This is a genomic window from Nitratireductor sp. L15S-10, from assembly GCF_045011005.1.
Lineage (GTDB): Bacteria > Pseudomonadota > Alphaproteobacteria > Rhizobiales > Rhizobiaceae > Nitratireductor.
The window spans coordinates 402072-424319 of the sequence record NZ_CP120674.1; the positions used below are offsets into that span (position 1 = coordinate 402072).

Here is a 22248-nt window from a genome sequence, read left to right on the forward strand (position 1 = left end):
GCGGAGATGAGTTTCGGCCGCATGCTCGGTCTGGCGTTCCGTTTTTCGCTACGCGAGATGCGGGGCGGGCTCTCGGGATTTTTCATCTTTCTGGCCTGCATTGCGCTGGGCGTTGGCGCCATTGGCGGTGTCAATTCGGTTGCCACCGCGATTACCGGGGCCGTGGAAGCGGAGGGCCAGTCGTTACTGGCCGCCGACCTGCGGTTCGAACTGAACCAGAGGCGCAGCAGCGATGCGGAGCAAGCGTTTCTTTCAGGGTTGGGCGATGTGGCCGAGAGCGCGAACATGCGCTCCATGGCCCGGCTTCCTGACGGTTCGGATCAGACACTGGTGGAGGTGAAGGCCGTCGATGCGCTCTATCCGCTCTATGGGGAGCGGGTGACGGAGCCGCAGTTCTCGCATGACGCGCTCTTTGAAAAAATCAATGGTGCCTATGGGGCGGCGGCACCGGAATTGCTCTTTGAACGACTGGGCCTTGGCATTGGCGACCGCATCATGCTGGGCGGTGCAACGATCGAACTTCGCGCCGTTCTCGTCAGCGAGCCGGATGCCGTTTCCGACGGGTTCGGCTTTGCACCGCGGCTGATGATTTCGCTGGATGCGCTTGAAGCTACCGGGCTTGTTCAGCCAGGCAGTCTCGTCGAGCATGTTTACAAGGTGCGGCTTGGCGATGATGCGGGTACGCTGGAGGCTGTACAGGCGCGAGCGATGGCTGCGTTCCCGGAGGCCGGGTGGAGCATCCGCACCCGCAGCAATGCCGCCCCCGCGTTATCTCGCAATATCGAACGGTTTTCGCAGTTTCTGACCCTGGTGGGTCTGACGGCTCTTGTCGTGGGCGGCGTGGGTGTCGCCAATGCGGTGCGCGCCTATCTGGACAGCAAGCGCGCCGTGATCGCGACCTTCAAGAGCCTGGGCGCTTCCGGAGGGTTCGTCTTCACCGTCTACCTCGTGCAGATAATGATGATTGCCGCTATCGGCATCCTGGCCGGCCTTGTGATCGGCGCCCTGATGCCGTTCGGCGCATCGGCGGTCCTGGCAAGTGTCCTGCCGGTTCCTGCCACGGGGGGGATCTATCCTGCGGCTCTTCTGGTGGCTGCACTGTTCGGCGTCATGATCACGCTTGTGTTCGCGCTGATGCCTCTCGGCCGCGCTCGTGATGTGCCGGCGACGGCGCTGTTTCGCGAAATGGGCGTGGATGGCCGCGGCTGGCCACGTCCGATCTATATCGCACTCTCGGTTGCCATCGCCGCCGGGCTGGCGGGTTTTGCCATCTGGTTCTCCGACGATCGGCGCATGGCGGCAATTTTCGTTGGTGCGACCGTGTTCGCGTTTATCGTTTTAAGGGTCGTGGCGCTTGGCATCGAATGGCTCGCGCGTCGCAGTCCGCGCGTTGCATCCACGCCAATGCGTCTGGCGCTGGGCAATATCCACCGCCCCGGCGCGCTGACTCCCTCCGTGGTGCTTTCGCTGGGTCTCGGTCTGACGTTGCTTGCCACGCTGGCGCTGATCGACGGGAATCTGCGCCGCCAGATCACAGGCAATTTGCCGGAAGTCGCTCCGAACTTCTTCTTTGTAGACATCCAGAGTGGCGAGGTGGAAGCCTTCTCTGATCTGGTCAACCGGGAAGCGCCTGGCGGCAAGCTGATCCAGGTGCCAATGCTGCGTGGACGGATCACGGCGCTCAACGATATCAATGTCCGGGACATGGAGATTCCCCCGGAGGGTGGCTGGGTGCTGCGCGGAGATCGCGGCATCACCTATGCCCGCAACGCACCCGAGAACTCCACGCTCACGCAGGGTGAATGGTGGCCGGCGGATTATGAGGGAGAGCCGCTTGTGTCTTTCACGGCGGAAGAAGGTGGAGAGCTTGGCCTGAAGATCGGTGACACGATCACCGTCAACGTCCTCGGGCGCGAGGTCACGGCCAGAATTGCCAATTTCCGCGCCGTGGAATGGGAAACGCTTGCCATCAATTTCGTGATGGTGTTTTCACCCAACACTTTTTCCGGGGCACCACACGCGTGGCTGGCGACATTGACGGATGCTGACGCTACACAGGCCGACGAGTCGCAGATTCTGAACGCCGTAACCCGCAACTTCCCCACGGTGACCACCGTCCGGGTGAAAGATGCACTCGATGTGGTGAACCGGCTTGTCGAGCAGTTGGCCACAGCCATCCGCGCCGCTGCGGCCGTTGCGTTGATTGCTTCAGTGCTGGTGCTTTCCGGTGCGCTGGCGGCAGGCAATCGGGCGCGGGTTCACGATGCGGTCGTTCTGAAAACTCTGGGCGCGACACGTCGGACGCTGATTGCGGCCTTCTCGCTTGAATATCTGCTGATCGGTCTTGCGACTGCGGTGTTCGCATTGCTTGCCGGTGGAGTCGCGGCGTGGTTTGTGGTGGCAAAGGTCATGGGATTGCCTTCCAGCTTTCTTCCAGAGGTTGCGCTGACCACGGTGGCGGTGGCACTGGTGTTGACGGTCGGGTTCGGGTTGATCGGTACCTGGCGGGTTCTTGGACACAAGGCGGCACCGGTTTTGCGCAATCTGTGAGCTTGATTAGCCGTTAACCTTCTGCGTCGAGAGGCGCGATTTCGCCCGCGAACTGTTGCCGCAGGTGCTTTTCCGATGCGGAGAGGTCTTGTCCTGAACACAAACTGACATCATATTTGATCTACGCATGCTGGTATCCCGCCAGCGGCGCACGGCCTTTTGGCCGTCACCGGACGGGATTTAAGCCAGAAAGGGGTAATTATGGCTGACCTTCGTAACTATCAGGCCCGCGCAACGCCCGGCGTGCGCGCGGACGCGGCCATCGACGAGGGCCTGCGCGCCTACATGATTCGCGTCTATAACCTTATGGCGCTCGGCCTGGCAATCACCGGCCTTGCAGCCTTTGGCGCATTCAACCTTGCCATTGCCGACGGCCAACTGACGGCTTTCGGCCAGCTCATCTATGCCAGCGCCTTCCGCTGGGTTGTCATTCTCGCACCGCTTGCGCTGGTGTTCTTCCTGAGCTTCCGCATTCAGAACATGAGCGTCGGAGCTGCGCAGACGACCTTCTGGGTCTATTCAGCCCTGGTGGGTCTCTCCCTGTCGACGATCTTCCTGGTGTTCACCGGCGAGAGCATTGTCCGCACCTTCTTCATCACCGCCGCTTCGTTCGGCGCACTGTCGCTCTGGGGTTATACGACCAGGCGTGACCTTTCGGGCATGGGGTCGTTCCTGTTCATGGGTCTGATCGGCATCATCATTGCCTCGATCGTGAACATCTTCCTCGGCTCTTCGGCGCTGCAGTTCGCCATTTCGGTGATCGGCGTTCTGGTGTTTGCGGGCCTCACAGCCTACGACACCCAGCAGATCAAGGAGATGTATTACGAGGGTGACGACGCCACCGTTTCCGGTCGCAAGGCGATCATGGGTGCGCTGCGTCTCTATCTCGACTTCATCAACCTGTTCATGTTCCTGCTGCAGTTCCTCGGCAATCGCGAGTAGTGCGCACGGGGCCTGAAACAGTGCTATGAAAGGGCGGCTTTCGGGCCGCCCTTTTTGCGTCATTCCAGAACGATCTTCGAGCTTTCATGAAACCCGCCATTCGCCCCGCAAGCCCGCACGACGTCTCAGCCATTGCCCGCATCTACGCGCAAGCCGTGACCGAGGGAACGGCAAGTTATGAGCTCGAACCGCCAGGCGAGGCAGAAATGCTTGAGCGCATGGAGGCGCTCATTCGCAGCGGCTATCCCTATATCCTTGCGGAAGATGGAAGTGGCGTTCTCGGATACGCATATGCAGGGCCGTTTCGCCCGCGGCGGGCCTATCGGTTCATGGTCGAGGATTCGGTTTACCTGGCACCGGAGGCACAGGGGCGTGGCATTGGGCGGCGTTTGCTCCAGACGCTGATTGCAGCGTGCGAGCAACGCGGATTTCGCCAGATCGTTGCGGTTATCGGGGATGGTTCGGAAGAAAGCGCTTCGGTGAAGCTGCATCGGGCCGCGGGTTTCCGCGATGCCGGCGTTCTTCGTGGCAGCGGTTTCAAACACGGCCGCTGGCTCGACACGGTCTTCATGCAACTGGCCCTCAACGAAGGGGACGGTGCGCCACCTGATCCCCAGTCTGTTCCCGAGCGGCTGTTTCGCGGTGAGACCGTCCGCTGACTTCGTCTAGGTAACGAGTTTCAGCTTTTTGTCGAACACCGCCAGGACACGGGCCAGTTCATGCCCGCGCTTCAGGATCGCGCCGGTGGCAGCGATGACGCTGTAGGCACCCTGCTTCCGTGTCAGTTTGGGGTCTTTGACAATCTGAAACAGCGGGACCTCGCTGGTTCGCCTGAAGACGGAGAAGATGGCCCGGTCCCTGAGATGATCAATGGCATAATCACGCCATTCACCCGCGGCGACCATGCGGCCATAGATGCGCAGAATTTGATCCAATTCGCGCCGCTCGAAGGTTACGGGGAGGTCGGAACGTGCCCTGCGTGCCTCGTGCAGCGGGATCAGTATCCCGGACCCTTCCCTATCCTCCCTGGCGCTGCCGTAATCGGTCATTGGCGATACCTCATGACGATTTGGTGACAAGGGAAGATTCGCCCGCCATAGACGGAATTGCAAGCCCACATTGCCGAGACCCGTGATGGGCGGCGCGACGGGGCCTGCGGGCGTGCGTCATCCTTCTTGATGACCGGGGTATCGGAGTGGTTATATCCGTCCACATCTTTTGCCGACGTATGAATACGTGCTCTGCAAGCCTCATCTCTTAGCCGGTAGTCACAAATCGGGACCGTTTGTCGGAATTGGTGATGGCGTGCCTTTTTCTTGCCGCATTTTGTTCAAGCTCACGCCCCATTGTGCCGCAACGATCCGAACGTTGCCTGAGACGGTTCGGTCCGGACACGGATCCCGAAAACCCCAAGCCCCCCCGCCCTCGGGGTCATGACCGGATCGAACCAACTCTCGGACGCCCGAGCAAGGCAACGGTCCCAAAGGAATACAGCCGGTGCTGAATGAGTCAGCACCGGTTTTTCTTTTGGGACCAGCCTTTCATCGGTGAACCTTTGGCGGGTGTTATGGGTCGAGTGCAATGGCGCCAAGTATTGCGCCGGGCAAGCCACTTCCATCGACACGCTGGAGCAGCAGTGCGCAGCCATTGCCCTTCTGGATCAGCTCCGACCTGGGCATTTCGAATTTCCTGGCGGTGCCGTCCCACATGCCGATGGTCTGAATGCGGTTGACCGCGTTGCGATACTGGATTGTGCGCCCGCGATTTTCGCCGGCTCGGATCTCCACGGTGCTTTTTGGTGTATAATCCACAAAGACCAGATGTGCGCTGATGTCTTTGTCCTCAAGGCCTTCAGGCAATGAGCCAACGCTGACAATGATGCTGTCACCCGTGTCTTCCAGAGACAGATCCACCTGGAGCCCAGCTGCCGTTCCTGCCAGCGCTTCAAGCGTCGACATGACCTCGGCTCGATTGGCGCCATTCATATCACGGTGGCCGTTGACAATAGCCTGAGGGGTGTAAACCGAACTCTTCTGAAGGGTGCCGGCATACTTTCGTTGCCGTTCAGAATTGGCGGGGCGTGCGAGTGCGTCGCGCCAGCCTAAATAGTCCCAGTAGTCGACGTGATAGGCGAGTGCGACGACATCTTTACGGGAGGCGAGCTCATCGAGAACCGCGTCCGCTGGAGGGCAGGAGTTGCACCCCTGGCTCGTAAAGAGTTCTACAACACCGATCGGGCGACCCGTGTTCTCCGCCTCCGCTGGGCCAATGGCGGCGAGTAAGCCTAAAGCCAGTGCCGTGAAATGGCCTGGTGTCCAGAGCCGGAACATGCGCTCTCCGTGTGGAAATTGAAGCGAACATTGCTTTGTTTCAGAACTATAGGAGCGAGCGAGCCTCAACAAGAAGTCACGTTCCGGTGAGCCGATTGGCGGAGCGTCTTCAGGCGAAAAAAAACCGCCGGCGTTTCCGCCGGCGGTCTGATCATCGCGTCTGCGTGGCCCCGTCAGGCGGCCAGGTCGCGCAGCACATATTGCAGGATGCCGCCATTCTTGAAGTATTCAAGCTCATCCAGCGTATCGATACGGCACAGAAGCGGAACCTCTTTGACCGAACCGTCGGCAAAGGTGATCTTCGCGTTCACCGTGGCGCGCGGCTTGATGGTCTCCAGCCCGTCGATGGTGACGGTCTCATCGCCCTTCAGGCCGAGGCTTGACCAGCTCGTTCCTTCGTCGGCAAAGACGAAGGGAATGACGCCCATGCCAACCAGATTGGAGCGGTGGATGCGCTCGTAGCTTTCGGAGATGACGGCGCGGACACCGAGCAGGTTGGTGCCCTTGGCAGCCCAGTCACGCGAGGAGCCATTGCCGTATTCGCCGCCGGCAAAGACCACGAGCGGCACGCCTTCCTTGCGGTATTCCATGGCTGCGTCGTAGATCGACATCTCCTCCTTGGAGGGATAGTGGATCGTGTAGCCGCCTTCGGTACCGTTTTCGCCCAGCATGTGGTTGCGGATGCGGATGTTGGCGAACGTGCCTCGCATCATCACCTCATGGTTGCCGCGGCGCGTGCCGTACTGGTTGAAGTCGGCCACGCCCACGCCATTGTCCATCAGGTACTTGCCGGCTGGCGACTGTGCCTTGATGGAACCGGCGGGCGAAATGTGATCGGTGGTGATCTTGTCGCCGAACAGGCCGAGGATGCGCGCATTCTTGATGTCACTCACATCGCCGGTCGTCTTCTTCATGCCGACAAAGTAGGGTGGGTTCTGCACATAGGTCGACTTGTCGTCCCATGCATAGGTCTCGCCTTCCGGCACCTGTACGGCCTGCCAGTTCTCGTCGCCGGTGAAGACCTCGGCATACTTCTTCTCGAAAAGATCGCGGGTGACGTTCTTCTGGATGAACTCCTGAATCTCCTGATTGGAGGGCCAGATGTCCTTCAGATAGACGTCGTTGCCGTCCTTGTCCTGACCGATTGGTTCCTTGGTCAGGTCCTTGGTCACCGAACCGGCGAGCGCGTAGGCGACGACGAGCGGCGGTGAGGCCAGATAGTTGGCCTGCACATCCGGCGAGATGCGGCCTTCGAAATTGCGGTTGCCGGAGAGAACGCCGGCGGCGATCAGGCCCTTGTCGTTGATGGTCTTGGAGACCGGGGCCGGAAGCGGACCGGAATTGCCGATGCAGGTCGTGCAGCCGAAGCCGACGAGGTTGAAGCCGATCTGGTCGAGTTCCTTCTGCAGGCCGGAATTCTCCAGATATTCGGCAACCACCTGCGAGCCGGGGGCGAGCGATGTCTTCACCCATGGCTTCTGCCTGAGGCCGAGGCGGTTGGCGTTGCGGGCGAGAAGGCCGGCGCCGATCAGCACGCTTGGGTTCGAGGTGTTGGTGCAGGAGGTGATGGCGGCAATCGCCACGTCACCGTGGCCGAGGTCGTAGTCCTCGCCTTCAACCTTCCAGCGCTGTTCGAGTGTGGACGGATCCTTTTTGTATTCCTTCTCGAGCGATTCGGCGAAACCGGATGCAATGTTCTCGAGCGGGATGCGGCCTTCGGGACGCTTCGGGCCAGCCATTGACGGAACGACTTCGCCAAGGTCAAGCTCGAGCGTGTCAGTGAAGACCGGATGCTCGGTGCCTGTCTCGCGGAACATGCCCTGCGCCTTGCAGTAGGCTTCCACGAGCGCGATGCGCTCCTTCGAGCGGCCGGAGACGTTGAGGTAGTTCAGTGTTTCCGAATCGACCGGGAAGAAGCCGCAGGTAGCGCCGTATTCCGGACCCATATTGCCGATCGTGGCTGCGTCTGCCAGCGTCAGATGGTCGAGGCCTTCGCCGAAGAACTCGACGAACTTGCCGACAACGCCCTTCTTGCGCAGCATCTGCACGACGGTGAGCACCAGATCGGTGGCCGTCACGCCTTCCTTCAGCCTGCCGGTGAGCTTGAAACCGATGACTTCGGGCAGGAGCATGGAGATCGGCTGGCCGAGCATGGCCGCCTCTGCCTCGATGCCGCCAACGCCCCAGCCGAGCACGCCGAGACCGTTGATCATGGTCGTGTGCGAATCGGTGCCAACGCAGGTGTCAGGATAGGCAATCGTCTTGCCGTCCTCATCCTTCGTCCAGACGGCCTGACCGAGATATTCAAGGTTCACCTGGTGGCAGATGCCGGTGCCGGGCGGCACGACGCGGAAGTTCTTGAACGCCTTCTGACCCCATTTGAGGAAGCGGTAGCGCTCGCCATTGCGCTGGTATTCCAGCTCGACATTGCGCGCGAAGGCCTTCGGTGTGCCGAATTCATCGACGATGACCGAGTGGTCGATGACGAGATCGACGGGCACCAGTGGGTTGATCTTCTGCGGGTCGCCGCCGAGCGAAACCATGGCATCGCGCATGGCGGCGAGATCCACCACGGCAGGAACGCCGGTGAAATCCTGCATGAGCACACGGGCCGGACGGTAGGCGATCTCGTGGCCGGCCGTGCCGCGGTCGTCGAGCCATGCCGCGACCGCTTCGATATCGGACTTGGTGACCGAGCGTCCGTCTTCGTTGCGCAGCAGGTTTTCAAGCAGCACCTTCATGGAGAAGGGCAGGCGGGAAATGCCTTCGAGACCGTTTTTCTCGGCCTCCTTGAGGTCGAAATAAACATACTCCGCATCCCCCACCTGGAGGGTGCGACGGCAATTGAAACTGTCTAGAGATTTGGTCACGGGCGATCCTATCCTGTTCTGCTATCCGAAACGGGAACGGACTCCTCGAGGCATCACGCGCAAAAGGTGCGGGTACGGTCATTTCCGCTGTCCGCCCCCAAGCGTCCCGGCCGTTCAAGGCGGCGCGCGCGCGGGTATCGGCACAAAGAGTTACACGCCGACCGCTGGCGTGGTTGAGGCGGATATAGAGAATTTTGTAGAAGAGTTCTAGAGTGAGAAATGGCAAATCTGCCATCTCGTAAAAAAATTCAGGACCATCTCTTTGCCGAAGGACGACCACATGATGCGGCTTGCTGCCGAGGGGCTTGGCGGTGAGCGCGGCGGCGAAACCGTGTTCTCCGGCATTTCCTTCACGCTGGGTGAAGGCGAGGCGCTCACGGTTACGGGGCCAAATGGCGCCGGAAAATCCACCCTGTTGCGCGTGATCTGCGGCCTCTTGCCAGCCGCGGAGGGCAAGGTGCAGTTTTCCGGCGGCGGCGATGCGTTTCCGGATGTCGCGTCCGCCTGCCACTATCTCGGCCACCGCAATGCGATGAAGGCGGAGCTCAGCGTTGAGGAGAACCTGCGCTTCTGGAAGGATTTCATGGGAGAGCCTCATCTGCCGCCATTCGAGGCGCTGGAGATGGTGGGGCTGGGCGATATTGGCCATTTGCCGTTCGGCTATCTGTCCACGGGGCAGAGACGGCGCGCTTCCATCGCGCGGCTTCTGGTGAGCTATCGGCCCGTCTGGTTGCTTGACGAGCCGACATCCGGCCTCGACAAGGCATCCGACGCGCAGTTTGCCGACCTCATGGGCGTGCATCTCGAAGATGGCGGAATGATCGTGGCCGCCACCCATCTGCCGCTTGGCCTGAAGGGCGCGCGGGAATTGCGCATGGGGGAGGCTGTGGGTTGATGATGAAGGACGTGCGCCACCTCAAACAGCAACCATCCCGGTTTGCACCATGCTAGCGCTTTTCCGACGCGAGTTGCAGATTGGCGTGCGCACCGGGAACGGCGCGCTGACAGGGGTGCTTTTCTTTCTTGCCGTTGTCGCCGTCATACCTTTCGGCGTCGGGCCGGATCTGAATCTTCTGGCGCGCATCGGCCCGGCAATTCTCTGGATCGGTGCTCTGCTTGCCGGCCTTCTCGGGCTTGAGCGCCTGTTCCAGGCTGACCGTGAGGACGGCTCTCTGGACCTGATGCTTCTGGCCGACAGCCGGCACATGAGGGCTTTGACCGTGTTTGTAAAATGCTGCGCGCACTGGACCGTCAATGTTTTGCCGCTGGTGGTGGTGACGCCCTTGCTCGGCCTTTTCATGAATATCGAACCTGTGGGCATTCTGGCTGCGACCGCGACACTGGCCGTCGGCACGCCGGCCATCACCTTCATCGGTGCGGTGGGCGCGGCCCTTGCCGTGGCGCTGCCGCGTGGCGGGCTTCTGGTCTCGGTGCTCGTGCTGCCGCTCACCATCCCGGTTCTGATTTTCGGTGTGGCGGCGGCGCGCGGGGCGGTGGCCGACCCCGATCCATTTCTGCCGCCTTTCCTCATTCTTGCCGCGCTGATGCTGTTCTTTGCCGTCATCGGGCCGCTGGCCGCTTCCCTTGCACTGCGCTGGGGCGGCGACTGATGTGCGGCAATCGATTCGATTGCGGAACAGGACACGCAACGCTATGGGTTCAGGCATGACAAACGCCACGCCGCAAGCCTCTACGCTCTCCGGTCGCCTGACGGCGCTCGCCAATCCCACGCGGTTTCTCGCGCTGGCCGATAGCCTCGTGCCGTGGCTGGGCGGTCTCGCACTGGCGGTTCTGGCTGTCGGCTTCTACATGGCGTTTGCCGCGCCTGAAGACTACCAGCAGGGAATCACCGTCCGGATCATGTATATCCATGTGCCGTTCGCCTGGCTCGCCATGTTCTGCTATTCGCTGATGGCCATTTCCGCGCTTGGGACGCTTGTGTGGAAGCATCCGCTCGCCGATGTGGCGCTGAAAGCCGCCGCTCCCATCGGCGCGGCCTTCACGGCGCTGGCGCTCTTTACGGGCTCCGTCTGGGGCAAGCCCATGTGGGGCACGTGGTGGGTCTGGGACGCACGGCTCACTTCCGTCTTCATCCTGCTCCTGATGTATCTCGGCATCATTGCCCTGACGCGGGCCATGGACGATCCCGGCCGTTCGGCGCGGGCTGCGGCAATCCTCACGCTCGTCGGCTTCGTCAACATACCGATCATCAAGTTCTCGGTGGACTGGTGGAACACGCTGCATCAACCGGCCTCGGTGTTCCGTCTCGATGGGCCAACGATCCACGCCTCGCTGCTGTGGCCGCTGCTCATCTGTGCGCTGGGCTTTACACTGCTTTTCGTCACGCTGCATCTGATGGCGATGCGTGCGGACATCTGGCGCCGTCGTGTTGTTGCCATGCGCCGGCTTTCGGCGCGGGCAGCAGAAAGGGCAGCACGATGACTCACGCAGCGTATGTCTTCGCCGCCTACGGGATCTCGGCGCTGGTAATCGCGGGGCTTGGCCTGTGGATCCTGATCGATCAGGCTGGTCGCAAGCGCGAGCTCAAGGAGCTTGAGGAACGCGGTATTCGTCGCCGCTCGGACCGCAAGGCGCCGAAGAAATGAGCGTGACGAGCGACAAACCGGCACGTTCGCGGCTCGTCCTGTTTTTGCTGCCGCTTCTTCTCTTTCTGGCGCTTTCGGCGGTCTTTCTGGTTCAGTTGATCTCCGGCAAGGACACGTCTGTGGTGCCATCCGCACTGATTGGCCGCGCCGCGCCGCAGACCGATCTTCCCCCGCTTGAGGACATGAACCTGCCCGGCCTTTCTTCAGATGCGTTCAGCGGCCGGGTCACGCTGGTCAATGTCTGGGGTTCCTGGTGTCTGCCATGCCGTCAGGAGCACCCGCTGCTGATGCAGCTTGCCGAGGACGAGCGTGTCGTGATTGCGGGGCTCAACTACAAGGACAAGCCGGAAAACGCCCGCCGGTTTCTTGGCGATCTCGGCAATCCGTACGATTTCATTGGTGTTGACCAGAACGGCCGCGCGGCGATCGACTGGGGCGTCTATGGCGTTCCCGAAACCTTTCTCGTCGGTCCCGATGGCACGATCCGTTACAAGCATGTGGGGCCGTTCACGCCCGAGAGCATCCGCAACGACCTGATGCCGGAGATCGAAAAGGCTCTGGCGGTGCGCCCGGCGGGCTGATCGGCCACGCCCTGTTCATTGGCCCAGATGAATTGCTGCGTTGCAGCAAAGGTGCCGTGAAACGCATGCTAGGGTTTTCATCCCAACGAACAGGAGGGATGTATGACGACCCATATCAGCGCGCATTTCGAGAAGCAGGCGCAGGCCTGTGATCGCATGGGCTCTCCTTTTACGGCGCGACTGTGCCGCCTTCTGCCTGAAATCCTGGACCGCGAGGCCGCCACCGGCGCGCGGGTGCTCGGCTGGCCGGGCGAGCCCGGGGAGGATGCGCTGGCGCTGCGTCTGTGTGGCGGGCTTCATGCGCTCGTTCTTGCCGGTGAGGATGCCGCACTTGCCGGGGTCTATCCACCGAACGCGGCTTCACCTGATGAGCTTCGGGAGGCCGTGAGCGCGGCCATTGCGCGCCATGACCAGCGCCTTTGCGCGAATCTGGACAGCGCACCACAGACCAATGAGATCGGCCGTTCGGCGATGCTTCTGCCGGGCTTTCTCGCCATCGTGCGGGAAACCGGCCTGCCGCTCGACCTTTATGAAATCGGCTCGAGTGCAGGGCTCAACCTTCTGTTTGACCGCTTTCACTACCGCTATGGCGATAGCGCATGGGGCGACCCCGCTTCTCCCGTGAGGCAGGCGCCTGAAACGCGCGGGTCAGCACCGGACCTGTCGGGGGTGCTGGATATCGCCACGCGCCAGGGGAGCGACATCGCGCCCATCGACGTGTCCCGTGATGATCAGCGGTTGCGATTAACCTCCTATGTGTGGGCCGATCAGGAGGCGCGGCTTTCCCGCCTGCGTGCGGCCATGGAACTGGCAAACGAGACGCCGTTCGCACTGGAAAAGGCGGATGCCGCTGACTTTGTGGAGGCCGCGCTTGCCGCCCGCCGGCCCGATCGGGTCACGGTGCTTTTCCATTCGATCATGTGGCAATACCTTCGCCATGAAACGCGGGCCCGTATAGAGACCGCGCTTGAAACGGCTGGCCGGGCAGGCGGTCCACCCATCGCATGGCTGCGCATGGAACCCTCGGACACGAATGAGCCATTCGCGCTGGTTTCACTCACGCTGTGGCCCACTGGAGAGCGCCGCGATCTTGCACGCTGCGACTTCCATGGCCGCTGGATCGAGTGGTTGCTCTAATGCATGTCGCTTTCAAATGAATTCATTTGAAAGACAACGAACATGCATCATTTGAAAGTGTTACAGCGTCCTTTGCGCGTCTTATAAGACGCGCGGCGATCCAGACTATTGATGGAGCATCGGAATAGTCCGAAAACCGGGTTCCACTTTTCGGTCCGATGCTCTAGCGCGTTGCGATCGCCGCCGCAGCACCGGCCATCATTGAGGCGCTGGTGCGGTTTGCGATGCGCATGGCGCGCGGGCTTTTGAGCAGCCTGCGCGCCTGTGTGGCGGCAAGCACCCACACGGCATCCACCGCCACCAGAACAACCACCATGGTGAGTGTCAGTTCCGCCCAGCCGATCAGCGTTACCGAGGCGACATCGATGATGGTGGGCAGCAGCGCCAGATAGAACATCATGATTTTCGGATTTCCGAGGGTCACTGCCATGCCGGTGAAGAAGAGACGCAGGCGCGAGCCGGCATTGGGCAGGGCTTCGTCACTTGCTTCCACCGGTGCGGTCCACATCTTCCAGGCCAGATAGAGCAGATACGCCACGCCCGCATATTTGATCACCACGAAAGCCATGTGGAAGGTCTCCGCCACATAGGCGAGGCCTAGGATGGCGAAGGAGAGCCAGATCCCCTCGCCGATCCACATGGCGGCCAGGAATGGCAGCACATCGCGCCAGCCGCGCGTGATGACGCGGGCGACCAGCGCCGCGATGCTGGGGCCGGGAGAGCCAGCCGCGACAAGCAATGCACCGGCAAAGATGATGAGGGCGGAAATATCCATTGTTCTACCTTGCGGAGAGCGCCAGACGCAGGCCGAGCGCGGCAAAGGCTGCCGCAAAGGAACGCCGCAGCCATTTCATGATGGTCGGGCTCGACAGGACCCTGCCGCGCACGAGCGAAGCCATCTGCCCATAGAGCACGAAGACGACGAAGGTCATCGCCATGAAGATGAAGCCCAGCCACGCCATGTCGAGCGCGGGCAGGGCGCTTTCGGCGGGAATGAACTGGGGCAGGAAGGCCAAAAAGAAGATCGAGAGCTTTGGGTTCAGAATGTTGATCAGGAAGCCGCGGCGGATGATCGCCCGATGCGGGATCGCGCTGCGGTCTGGCTCGGCATTCAGCATGCCGTTCTCCTTCAGCGCGCCCCATGCCATCCAGAGGAGATAAAGCACCCCGGCGAATTTCACGATCTGGAACAGCATCGCACTGGCATGCAGCAGGGCGGCGATGCCGAGGATCGCGGCTGCGATATGGGGCAGAATGCCGAGCGTGCAGCCGAACGCGGCCGAAATGGATGCCAGTCCGCCACGCCCAAGCGCGATGGCCAGCGTATAAATGACGCCAGTGCCGGGAATGAGCACGACGACAAGCGCCGTGAGCAGGAATGCGGGATCCATTGGGGAGCTCCTCCACGAAAACGGGGGAGATTAGGGCGCTATGTATGGAAACTGTCAACCCGGATGGTGGGATGTGTTGACGGCTGCGCCAGGCGCGAGATTGGTGCCCGCCTGACGCTACAGCGTGCTTCAACTGGCTATTGCGGCACTGCGCGCCCAAGCGGAATGATCTCCTTCGATGCTGGTTCGAAGGTGCTTTCGGTCCAATCCCCAAACCATCGTTCGACCTGAAGCCCGCTTTCCTGCAACAGCTCTGCGATGACATTCTTCGGCGTATAGCGAATGCGTGCCGTGGCCGTATGCGCCTCACCGCTTTTCAGCACGCGATAGCTGTTTCGATAGCTGAGTATCTGCGCCGCGTCGTCAAAGGTGGACTCATTCCACGCTTCGACCTCACCATGCCCGGGGTGTGTGAAGCGGCGTAGTGTCGTTTCCTTTGTGCGGGTCTTCCCGCCGGGAAAATCCGGATTGCGACTGTCGAAGATGAACTGGCCACTCGGTTTCAGATGTGCGGCGATGGTTTCAATCACAGCGCGCTGATCCGCTTCGGTGAGAAAGACCTGAAACGTATGGCCCGTGAGAGCAACCAGATCGAAACGCTCATCAAGTCGGATCGTGCGTGCATCGCCTTCGATCCAGTCCACCGTACTTCCATCTGGGCGGGTGCGCGCGAGTCGAGCATAGCCGCTGCGGGATCGACCCCGACAACGCGTCGACCTGCGCTCAGGAGAGCGGCCAGTTCGCCAGTTCCACAGCCGAGGTCTAGAACCGAGCGGGCGTTGCCGGCGAGTTTCCCGCAGAAAGCCAGGTCAGGTCGCGCAGCCCCGCGAAAATCATAGAACTGCGCGACATCTGGTTCGGCATAGAGCGGTTCGACCAAGTCATTCATGCAGACAACCTGGCCGGAAAACCGGTTAGTCTCAAGCCGCGCCGGCGCGGCTTTTCTCGAAGCGCTTGCGCTCGTGTGGATCGAGATAAAGCTTGCGCAGGCGGATCGACTTCGGCGTCACCTCAACCAGCTCGTCGTCCTGGATCCAGGAAAGCGCGCGCTCCAGTGTCATGCGGATCGGCGGGGTCAGCTTCACGGCCTCGTCCTTGCCGGAGGCGCGGACATTGGTGAGCTTCTTGCCCTTCAGAACGTTCACTTCCAGATCGTTGTCACGGGAGTGAATGCCGATGATCATGCCGTGATAAACCTTCACGCCGGCGTCGATCACCATCGGGCCGCGGTCTTCAAGGTTGAACAGGGCATAGGCTGCCGCTTCACCATCGTCATTGGAAATCAGGACGCCGTTCACGCGGCCGCCGATCTCGCCCTTGTAGGGCTGATAATCGTGGAACAGCCGGTTCATGATGGCCGTGCCGCGCGTGTCGGTCAGAAGCTCCGACTGGTAGCCGATCAGGCCGCGCGTGGGCGCGTGAAAGACAAGGCGCTGGCGGTCGCCGCCGGAGGGGCGCAACTCGATCATCTCGGCCTTGCGCTCCGACATCTTCTGCACGACGATGCCGGAATGCTCTTCGTCCACGTCGATGACCACTTCCTCGATGGGCTCAAGGAGCTGGCCGCTGTCGTCCTTCTGCATCACCACACGGGGACGTGAGACGGCGAGCTCGAAGCCCTCGCGGCGCATGGTTTCGATGAGAACGGCGAGCTGGAGTTCACCACGGCCGGAGACGTAGAAGGAATCCTTGTCGTCGGCTTCCTCGATCTTCAGCGCAACATTGCCTTCAGCTTCCTTCAGGAGACGGTCGCGGATCACACGGCTTGTCACCTTGTCGCCCTCGGTGCCGGCCAGCGGCGAATCGTTGACGATGAAGCTCATGGTCACAGTCGGTGGATCGATAGGCTGTGCTTCCATCGGCTGGGTGACCGACGGATCGCAGAACGTGTCGGCGACGGTGCCCTTGGATAGCCCCGCAATGGCGACGATGTCACCCGCATGGGCCTCCTCGATGGGTTGGCGCTCAAGCCCGCGGAAAGCGAGGATCTTGGAGATGCGGCCGTTTTCCAGAGGCGTACCATCGTGATGCAGCACCTTCACGGCCTGGTTCGGCTTGATGGAGCCGGCGGCGATACGGCCGGTGATGATGCGGCCGAGGAACGGGTTGGCTTCCAGAATGGTGCCGATCATCCGGAAGGGGCCGGGCTCGGTGGTCGGCTCGGGCACATGCTTGAGCACCAGATCGAACAACGGGGCAAGACCCTGATCCTTGGGACCTTCGGGCTCGTAGTTCATCCAGCCGTCGCGGCCCGATCCGTAGAGGATCGGGAAATCGAGCTGTTCGTCCGTAGCGTCGAGCGCGGCGAAGAGGTCGAACACTTCGTTGATCACTTCGTCGGCACGGGCGTCCGGGCGGTCGATCTTGTTGATGGCGACGATCGGCTTGAGGCCGACCTTCAGCGCCTTGCCGACAACGAATTTGGTCTGCGGCATCGGGCCTTCGGCCGCGTCTACCAGAAGCACGGCGCCATCCACCATGGAAAGGATACGTTCCACCTCGCCGCCGAAATCGGCGTGTCCCGGTGTGTCGACGATGTTGATGCGGGTATCTTTCCATTCCACCGAGGTGGCTTTCGCCAGAATGGTGATGCCGCGTTCTTTTTCGAGATCGTTGGAGTCCATTGCCCGTTCGGCAACACGCTGGTTGTCGCGAAAGGCGCCGGACTGCTTCATAAGCTCGTCAACGAGCGTCGTTTTCCCATGGTCAACGTGGGCGATGATCGCAATATTGCGCAGTTTCATATGTGCTCTTTGGGGTCGGAAGGCGCGCGAAAGGCATGGCGCGGCCAGTTGCGTTGCCGCGCTCATACAGGTTTTTTCGCAATTGCGAAAGTGTGCAGTGCCAATGCCGGGCAAGACCCGGTCGCGTTCAGCCCCAGCTTGCGCCTTCCAGCGCGTTTATCGGAAACTTCAGATAGCGTTTGCCGTTGGCCTCCGGCGCAGGAAGCTGCCCTGCGTTGATGTTTACCTGCAACGCATGCAGGATAAGCTTGGGCATGGGGAGGGTCTGGTCGCGCGCCTCGCGCATGGCGACAAATTCTGCCTGCGTCCTGCACTTCGAGATGTGGCTGTTGGTCGCCTTTTGCTCGGCAACGGTGCTTTCGAAGCGGGGCTCGCGCCCGTCCGGCTGATAATCATGACCGACGAAGGTGCGAGTCTCGTCAGGCAGGCTGAGAATATCCTGAATGGACGTCCAGAGCCGTTCGGCGCTGCCGCCGGGGAAGTCGCAGCGTGCCGTCCCGGAATCGGGCATGAACAGCGTGTCGTGAACAAAGGCGGCATCACCGATCACATAGGTGATGGAGGCAAGTGTGTGGCCTGGCGAGAACATCACTTTTGCCGGCAGCGAACCGATCGCAAAGGTGTCACCATCGGCAAAAAGCCTGTCCCATTGCGAGCCGTCTGCCTTGAAGTCGGGCCAGTTGTAGATCGCCTTCCAGAGCTTCTGGACCTCGACGACTTTCTCGCCAATCGCAGTAGGCCTGCCCGTCTTCTCCTTAAGATAGCTTGCAGCGGAGAAATGGTCGGCGTGGGGATGCGTGTCGAGTATCCATTCAAGCTCCAGATCCTTTTCTCGTATAAAAGCGAGGAGCCTGTCCGCGTGTTCCGTTGAGGTATTTCCGGATTTCTCGTCGAAATCCAGCACAGGATCGATGATGGCGCATTTTCCGGTCGCCGGGTCGGCAACGACATACTGGGCGGAGGAGGTGCGCTTGTCGAAGAAGACGGTCACGTCCGGCCTTGCATAAGCGGTTTTTACCGCTGCATCGGCTTCCCGAGGCGTGTGCGTATGGTCCATCATGCTCTCCGTGCGTCCTTGCGATACAAAATAGTTAGTGCCGATACGAGGAAGATTCAATTTCGCAAACTGCGACCAATTGGGCATGCTGTTCTAACAATTTGGTAGTTTGAGCCAACTGTTGGCTTAATCTCTCGAATATGCGCAAGAAAAAACCGGGGCCAGAGACCCCGGTTGATGGATCGGCAGCCCCGATCAGGCAGAGCGTACTGGATCGAGCGTCACCTTGTAGAGTTCGTTGTCGTCACGATCCATGAGGCGCACCGTCATCTGTTCCGAGGCGGCGTCGATGTCGACGAGACCGAAGAACTGGAACCCGGCGGAGGGCGGCAGGTTGGCGCCCTGTTCTTCGCTTGGAGCCTTTACATATTTGAGCTCGGGTCCGAATGTGCCATCGAGCCTGTTGGGCCCGAACGTGCCGGCGTGAAGCGGGCCGGAAACGAACTCCCAGAACGGTTTGAAGTCCTGGAACGCGGCCTTGTCGGGATTGTAGTAATGCGCGGCCGTATAGTGCACGTCGGCGGTGAACCAGACCGTGTTTTCGATGCCGGCATTCTTGATGTAGCGCAGGAGATCGGCGATCTCGAACTCACGGCCTTTCGGGGCGGCATTGTCGCCATTGGCGATGGCTTCGATCCTGTCACCATCAGGCACCACGAGGCCGATCGGCATGTCGGCGGCAATGACCTTCCATGTGGCGCGGGAGTTGGCGAGTTCGCGCTTCAGCCAGCGGATCTGCTCGTCACCAAGGAAGCGGGTTTCCTCGCCGGCGGCTTCCTGGAGGCCTTCCGAATTGGCGGCACGGTAGGAGCGCATGTCCAGGAAAAAGACATCGAGCATCGGCCCGTAGGCGATCTTGCGATAGACGCGGCCGGGCTCTGCCGGGGTGTAGCGGATCGGCGTCATTTCGTGGAAAGCGCGCGCCGCACGCGCCTGCAGCAGCGCTACCGATTTTTCGGTGTAGCGGTCGTCTTCCGAGAGATCCTTGGAGGCCGACCAGTTGTTGACCACTTCATGGTCATCCCACTGGAAGAAGGTCGGGCAGACGGCGTTCAGCGCGCGAACGTGATCGTCCATCATGTTGTATTTCCACTGGCCGCGGAACTCGTCCAGCGTTTCGGCGACCTTGCGCTTTTCGTCGATGAGTACGGTGTTTTTCCAGACACTGCTGTCCTTCAGCGTAACCTCATCTTCCATCGGGCCATCGGCATATATGGTATCGCCCGAGTGGAGGAAGAAATCCGGGCGGTGCTTCGCCATGGTGGCATAGGTCTTCATGCCGGTCTCGTCGATGCCCCAGCCCTGACCGGCCGTATCGCCGGACCAGGCAAAGCGGATGTCGCGGCGGGCAGACGGAGCCGTGCGGAACTGGCCGATAATCGGCTCGGAACCAGCCGAGACGTCGTTCAGGTCAACGGCCCTCATCCGGTAGAAAACTTCCTGATCGGAAGCGAGGTTTTCGAGCAGCCGCTTTACGGTGAAGTCGCTCTCCGGCAGCGCGTCCATGGTGGGCAGCCGCACGGGACTGGCAAAGCTCTCGGTGGTTGAAATCTCGAACTCGACCCTTGCCGGTCGATCGGTGCGGGTCCAGATCATGCCGCTTGTCGTATCAACATCACCAGACTGAACACCATGGGTGAACACCGGGCGTGAAGAAGCCCGCGAGATCGCGGGCATGGCAAGCCCGCTCACGGCTGTGGCAAGTGCGGTTGCGCCGGTTCCAAGAAGGAATTTGCGGCGGGTACTCACTGCAAAGGACGTCATGACAGTCTCCCTCAATCTGGTTGATTCTCGGGAGGCAATCTGGTGCTTCAATGTTGCAGTGAGTTATCGCTCACATGACACATCCGTGACTGTCAAAAGCTCTCTCAGGAAAGCCCCTTCTTCTCCATCATGGCTTCCGGGGTGGGCATGCGGCCGCGGAAGGCCCTGTAAAGATCTTCGGGATCCGCCGAGCCGCCTGCAGAATAGATGTACCGACGCAGCTTCTCTGCCGTTTCCGGATCGAACGGATCGCCCTTTTCCTCAAAAGCGCGGAAGGCATCGGCATCGAGAACTTCGGACCACATATATGAATAGTAGCCGGCTGAGTACCCGTCGCCGGCAAAGACATGGAGGAAATGCGGTGTCCGGTGGCGCATGGCGATGGCATCGGGCATGCCAAGCTTTGCCAGTGTTTCTGCTTCAAAGCGCAGCGGATCGTCCGGGGCCTCGGCCAGACTGTGAAAGGCCATGTCGACCAGTGCGGATGCGGTGAACTCCACTGTGGCGAAGCCGGCATCGAAAGTGCGGGCAGCGCGCATCTTCTCCACCAGGTCCTGGGGCATGGGTTCGCCGGTCTCGTGGTGCAAGGCAAACTTGCGCAGCACCCCGGGCACGGTGAACCAGTGCTCGAAGAGCTGTGAGGGTAGTTCCACGAAATCACGCGAGACCGATGTGCCGGAAATGGAAGGCCAGGTAACATCGCTCAGGAGACCATGTAGCGCATGACCGAATTCGTGAAACAATGTGCGTGCTTCATCCACGGATAGCAGGGCTGGCCGACCCTTGGGCGGCTTCGCGAAATTCATCACGTTGTAGATGATTGGCGATTTGCCTTCACCCAGACGATAGCCGGATTGAAGTGCGCTCATCCATGCGCCGGAACGCTTGGACGGGCGATTGAAATAATCGGCCAGGAAAAGACCACGCGTCGTGCCATCGGGATTGCGCACGGCAAATGTGCGCACGTCTTCGTGCCATGCGGGCACCTCTTTCAACTCCTCGAAGGTGAGGTTGAACAGCCGGTGTGCGACGTCAAACGCAGCCGCAATCACATTGTCGAGCACAAGGTAGGGCTTCAACGCGGCTTCATCGAAGGCAAAGCGTTCAGCGCGCCTCTTTTCGGCATAGTATCGCCAATCCCAGGGCGCAATGGGCTGGTTCTGTCCTTCCCGAGCGGCGAGGCGGGCCAGATCCTTCTCATCCTCGGCGGCCTTCTCGCGCGCTTTCTGCCAGACAGGCTGCAACAGATCCTGCACGGCTTCTGGTGACTTGGCCATGGTGTCGTCAAGTTTCAGCGCGGCATAGGACGCATAGCCAAGCAGCCTGGCTTTCTCGGAGCGTAGCTTCAGGGTTCTGGCGATCACATCCGTATTGTCTGTTTTTCCGCCGTTCTCGCCCCGCTTCGCAAAGGCTTTGAACACCTTCTCGCGCAGGTCACGCCGTTCCGATGAGGCAAGAAACGGTTCGGCAATGGAGCGTGACAGTGTTGCAGCGTAACGTCCTTTTTCGCCGCGTTCTTCCGCAGCTTCGGCCATGGAGCTCTTGAGGGCCTCTGAAAGCCCGTCCAGGTCGCGTTCCTCGAGAAACAGGGCCCATCCGCTTTCGTCGGCGAGCACGTTTTGCCCAAATTGCGCGCCGAGCCCAGCCAGATCCTCGTTAATCGCTGCAAGGCGGTCCTTTTTGTTCTGGTCAAGCTGTGCTCCGCCACGCACGAAGCGTTTCCAGGTCTTCTCAAGAACGCGGCTCGTTTCGGTATCGAGACCCAGTGTCTCACGATCCTGATAGAGCCGGTCGATGCGGGCGAAAAGCGCCTCGTTCATGAAGATCGCGGAAACGTGCCGGGCCATGCGTGGCGAAATCTCACGCTCCAGCTCCTGGATGGTTTCATTCGTATGCGCTCCGGCGCGGCACCAGAAAATGGCAGAGACCCTGGAAAGCGCTTCGCCGGCCAACTCCAGTGCCACCAGCGTGTTTGCAATGTCGGGGGCTTCGGGACTGGAAGCTATTTTGGTGATTTCGGCTTCGTGCGCGGTCAGGGCAGCGTCGAATACGGGGGCAAAAGCCGCGTCGTCGAAAGCGGTGAAATCCGGCAGGCCGTGCGGGCCTTTCCAACTCGTCAGCGGATGCGTTGCAAGGTCAATGGGAGCGGATTTCTGCATGACGGTTCCGGAACGTTGGAAGGGAAAGCTCTTAGCGATGTAAGCCTTGCTCACCTGCGGCGCAATGGCCGGCGTTGACGGTCATCAATCATGACTGTATGTAAGGCTTATATTAAG

Annotated in this window: 20 protein-coding genes; 9 read left to right on the top strand and 11 right to left on the bottom strand. The window is 60.7% G+C overall.

Annotated features, from left to right (window positions below; translation table 11 throughout):
* The first annotated feature begins 6 nt into the window (after nucleotides 1-6).
* The 3 genes from P2W41_RS01965 (at nucleotide 7) to P2W41_RS01975 (ending at nucleotide 4151) form a co-directional block, all read left to right on the top strand.
* On the top strand, nucleotides 7-2550 hold the full coding sequence (locus P2W41_RS01965; protein WP_404934160.1) for an ABC transporter permease: 2544 nt from the start codon (nucleotides 7-9) through the stop codon (nucleotides 2548-2550).
* Nucleotides 2551-2751: 201 nt separating this feature from the next.
* Entirely contained in the window at nucleotides 2752-3492 is a 741-nt protein-coding gene (locus P2W41_RS01970; RefSeq protein WP_292898185.1) for a Bax inhibitor-1/YccA family protein, read from the top strand.
* A gap of 86 nt (nucleotides 3493-3578) precedes the next feature.
* A complete protein-coding gene (locus P2W41_RS01975) occupies nucleotides 3579-4151 on the top strand; it encodes a GNAT family N-acetyltransferase (protein WP_404934161.1) in 573 nt (190 codons plus the stop codon).
* Nucleotides 4152-4157: 6 nt separating this feature from the next.
* On the opposite strand, the gene P2W41_RS01980 is transcribed toward P2W41_RS01975, so the two are convergent.
* The 3 genes from P2W41_RS01980 to acnA all read right to left on the bottom strand — a co-directional run bounded on the left by P2W41_RS01980 (nucleotide 4158) and on the right by acnA (nucleotide 8692).
* Nucleotides 4158-4541 carry a DUF2794 domain-containing protein gene (locus P2W41_RS01980; protein ID WP_404934162.1) on the bottom strand — a complete coding sequence of 128 codons (384 nt, stop codon included), beginning with the start codon at nucleotides 4539-4541 and terminating at the stop codon, nucleotides 4158-4160.
* 516 nt (nucleotides 4542-5057) lie between these two features.
* Complete coding sequence (locus tag P2W41_RS01985) at nucleotides 5058-5822, bottom strand: DUF1223 domain-containing protein (RefSeq protein ID WP_404934163.1); 765 nt, start codon at nucleotides 5820-5822, stop codon at nucleotides 5058-5060.
* Between the two features lie 173 nt (nucleotides 5823-5995).
* Nucleotides 5996-8692, bottom strand: coding sequence for an aconitate hydratase AcnA (acnA, locus tag P2W41_RS01990; protein ID WP_292898181.1), 2697 nt, complete (start codon nucleotides 8690-8692; stop codon nucleotides 5996-5998).
* Between the two features lie 283 nt (nucleotides 8693-8975).
* On the opposite strand from acnA, the gene ccmA reads away from it, so the two are divergent.
* The 6 genes from ccmA to P2W41_RS02020 all read left to right on the top strand — a co-directional run bounded on the left by ccmA (nucleotide 8976) and on the right by P2W41_RS02020 (nucleotide 13016).
* Nucleotides 8976-9587 (top strand): heme ABC exporter ATP-binding protein CcmA, encoded by a 612-nt coding sequence (ccmA, locus tag P2W41_RS01995; protein WP_404934904.1) that lies wholly within the window; start codon nucleotides 8976-8978, stop codon nucleotides 9585-9587.
* Between the two features lie 49 nt (nucleotides 9588-9636).
* On the top strand, nucleotides 9637-10302 hold the full coding sequence (gene ccmB, locus P2W41_RS02000) for a heme exporter protein CcmB (protein ID WP_404934164.1): 666 nt from the start codon (nucleotides 9637-9639) through the stop codon (nucleotides 10300-10302).
* A 43-nt stretch (nucleotides 10303-10345) separates the two neighbouring features.
* A complete protein-coding gene (locus P2W41_RS02005; protein ID WP_404934165.1) occupies nucleotides 10346-11134 on the top strand; it encodes a heme ABC transporter permease in 789 nt (262 codons plus the stop codon).
* The gene (ccmD, locus tag P2W41_RS02010; protein ID WP_007010672.1) at nucleotides 11131-11298 is read left to right on the top strand and encodes a heme exporter protein CcmD; all 168 of its coding nucleotides are present in this window, start codon (nucleotides 11131-11133) and stop codon (nucleotides 11296-11298) included. The genes P2W41_RS02005 and ccmD overlap by 4 nt, the downstream gene beginning before the upstream one ends.
* On the top strand, nucleotides 11295-11879 hold the full coding sequence (locus P2W41_RS02015; protein WP_404934166.1) for a DsbE family thiol:disulfide interchange protein: 585 nt from the start codon (nucleotides 11295-11297) through the stop codon (nucleotides 11877-11879). The genes ccmD and P2W41_RS02015 overlap by 4 nt, the downstream gene beginning before the upstream one ends.
* A 102-nt stretch (nucleotides 11880-11981) precedes the next feature.
* Nucleotides 11982-13016, top strand: a complete 1035-nt coding sequence (locus P2W41_RS02020; RefSeq protein ID WP_404934167.1) for a DUF2332 domain-containing protein — start codon at nucleotides 11982-11984, stop codon at nucleotides 13014-13016.
* Between the two features lie 163 nt (nucleotides 13017-13179).
* On the opposite strand, the gene P2W41_RS02025 is transcribed toward P2W41_RS02020, so the two are convergent.
* The 8 genes from P2W41_RS02025 to P2W41_RS02060 all read right to left on the bottom strand — a co-directional run bounded on the left by P2W41_RS02025 (nucleotide 13180) and on the right by P2W41_RS02060 (nucleotide 22131).
* A complete protein-coding gene (locus P2W41_RS02025) occupies nucleotides 13180-13791 on the bottom strand; it encodes a LysE family translocator (RefSeq protein WP_292898176.1) in 612 nt (203 codons plus the stop codon).
* Between the two features lie 4 nt (nucleotides 13792-13795).
* Nucleotides 13796-14407, bottom strand: coding sequence for a LysE family translocator (locus P2W41_RS02030; RefSeq protein ID WP_292898175.1), 612 nt, complete (start codon nucleotides 14405-14407; stop codon nucleotides 13796-13798).
* Between the two features lie 137 nt (nucleotides 14408-14544).
* Nucleotides 14545-15051 carry a class I SAM-dependent methyltransferase gene (locus P2W41_RS02035; RefSeq protein ID WP_404934168.1) on the bottom strand — a complete coding sequence of 169 codons (507 nt, stop codon included), beginning with the start codon at nucleotides 15049-15051 and terminating at the stop codon, nucleotides 14545-14547.
* Entirely contained in the window at nucleotides 14934-15296 is a 363-nt protein-coding gene (locus P2W41_RS02040) for a class I SAM-dependent methyltransferase (RefSeq protein ID WP_404934169.1), read from the bottom strand. Before P2W41_RS02040 ends, P2W41_RS02035 begins: the two co-directional genes overlap by 118 nt.
* 31 nt (nucleotides 15297-15327) lie before the next feature.
* On the bottom strand, nucleotides 15328-17151 hold the full coding sequence (typA, locus tag P2W41_RS02045) for a translational GTPase TypA (RefSeq protein WP_404934170.1): 1824 nt from the start codon (nucleotides 17149-17151) through the stop codon (nucleotides 15328-15330).
* 127 nt (nucleotides 17152-17278) lie between these two features.
* Complete coding sequence (locus tag P2W41_RS02050) at nucleotides 17279-18208, bottom strand: MBL fold metallo-hydrolase (protein ID WP_404934171.1); 930 nt, start codon at nucleotides 18206-18208, stop codon at nucleotides 17279-17281.
* Between the two features lie 195 nt (nucleotides 18209-18403).
* On the bottom strand, nucleotides 18404-19972 hold the full coding sequence (locus P2W41_RS02055; protein ID WP_292898172.1) for an alkaline phosphatase: 1569 nt from the start codon (nucleotides 19970-19972) through the stop codon (nucleotides 18404-18406).
* A 104-nt stretch (nucleotides 19973-20076) separates the two neighbouring features.
* On the bottom strand, nucleotides 20077-22131 hold the full coding sequence (locus P2W41_RS02060; RefSeq protein ID WP_404934172.1) for a M3 family metallopeptidase: 2055 nt from the start codon (nucleotides 22129-22131) through the stop codon (nucleotides 20077-20079).
* Nucleotides 22132-22248 lie beyond the last annotated feature (117 nt).

What these genes read in the sequence shown, in the direction of transcription:
- P2W41_RS01965 (WP_404934160.1), top strand. Translation starts at nt 7, where the DNA reads ATGAGTTTCGGCCGCATGCTCGGTCTGGCGTTCCGTTTTTCGCTACGC.
- P2W41_RS01970 (WP_292898185.1), top strand. Translation starts at nt 2,752, where the DNA reads ATGGCTGACCTTCGTAACTATCAGGCCCGCGCAACGCCCGGCGTGCGC.
- P2W41_RS01975 (WP_404934161.1), top strand. Translation starts at nt 3,579, where the DNA reads ATGAAACCCGCCATTCGCCCCGCAAGCCCGCACGACGTCTCAGCCATT.
- P2W41_RS01980 (WP_404934162.1), bottom strand. Translation starts at nt 4,541, where the DNA reads ATGACCGATTACGGCAGCGCCAGGGAGGATAGGGAAGGGTCCGGGATA.
- P2W41_RS01985 (WP_404934163.1), bottom strand. Translation starts at nt 5,822, where the DNA reads ATGTTCCGGCTCTGGACACCAGGCCATTTCACGGCACTGGCTTTAGGC.
- ccmA (WP_404934904.1), top strand. Translation starts at nt 8,976, where the DNA reads ATGCGGCTTGCTGCCGAGGGGCTTGGCGGTGAGCGCGGCGGCGAAACC.
- ccmB (WP_404934164.1), top strand. Translation starts at nt 9,637, where the DNA reads ATGCTAGCGCTTTTCCGACGCGAGTTGCAGATTGGCGTGCGCACCGGG.
- P2W41_RS02005 (WP_404934165.1), top strand. Translation starts at nt 10,346, where the DNA reads ATGGGTTCAGGCATGACAAACGCCACGCCGCAAGCCTCTACGCTCTCC.
- ccmD (WP_007010672.1), top strand. Translation starts at nt 11,131, where the DNA reads ATGACTCACGCAGCGTATGTCTTCGCCGCCTACGGGATCTCGGCGCTG.
- P2W41_RS02015 (WP_404934166.1), top strand. Translation starts at nt 11,295, where the DNA reads ATGAGCGTGACGAGCGACAAACCGGCACGTTCGCGGCTCGTCCTGTTT.
- P2W41_RS02020 (WP_404934167.1), top strand. Translation starts at nt 11,982, where the DNA reads ATGACGACCCATATCAGCGCGCATTTCGAGAAGCAGGCGCAGGCCTGT.
- P2W41_RS02025 (WP_292898176.1), bottom strand. Translation starts at nt 13,791, where the DNA reads ATGGATATTTCCGCCCTCATCATCTTTGCCGGTGCATTGCTTGTCGCG.
- P2W41_RS02030 (WP_292898175.1), bottom strand. Translation starts at nt 14,407, where the DNA reads ATGGATCCCGCATTCCTGCTCACGGCGCTTGTCGTCGTGCTCATTCCC.
- P2W41_RS02040 (WP_404934169.1), bottom strand. Translation starts at nt 15,296, where the DNA reads ATGAATGACTTGGTCGAACCGCTCTATGCCGAACCAGATGTCGCGCAG.
- typA (WP_404934170.1), bottom strand. Translation starts at nt 17,151, where the DNA reads ATGAAACTGCGCAATATTGCGATCATCGCCCACGTTGACCATGGGAAA.
- P2W41_RS02050 (WP_404934171.1), bottom strand. Translation starts at nt 18,208, where the DNA reads ATGGACCATACGCACACGCCTCGGGAAGCCGATGCAGCGGTAAAAACC.
- P2W41_RS02055 (WP_292898172.1), bottom strand. Translation starts at nt 19,972, where the DNA reads ATGACGTCCTTTGCAGTGAGTACCCGCCGCAAATTCCTTCTTGGAACC.
- P2W41_RS02060 (WP_404934172.1), bottom strand. Translation starts at nt 22,131, where the DNA reads ATGCAGAAATCCGCTCCCATTGACCTTGCAACGCATCCGCTGACGAGT.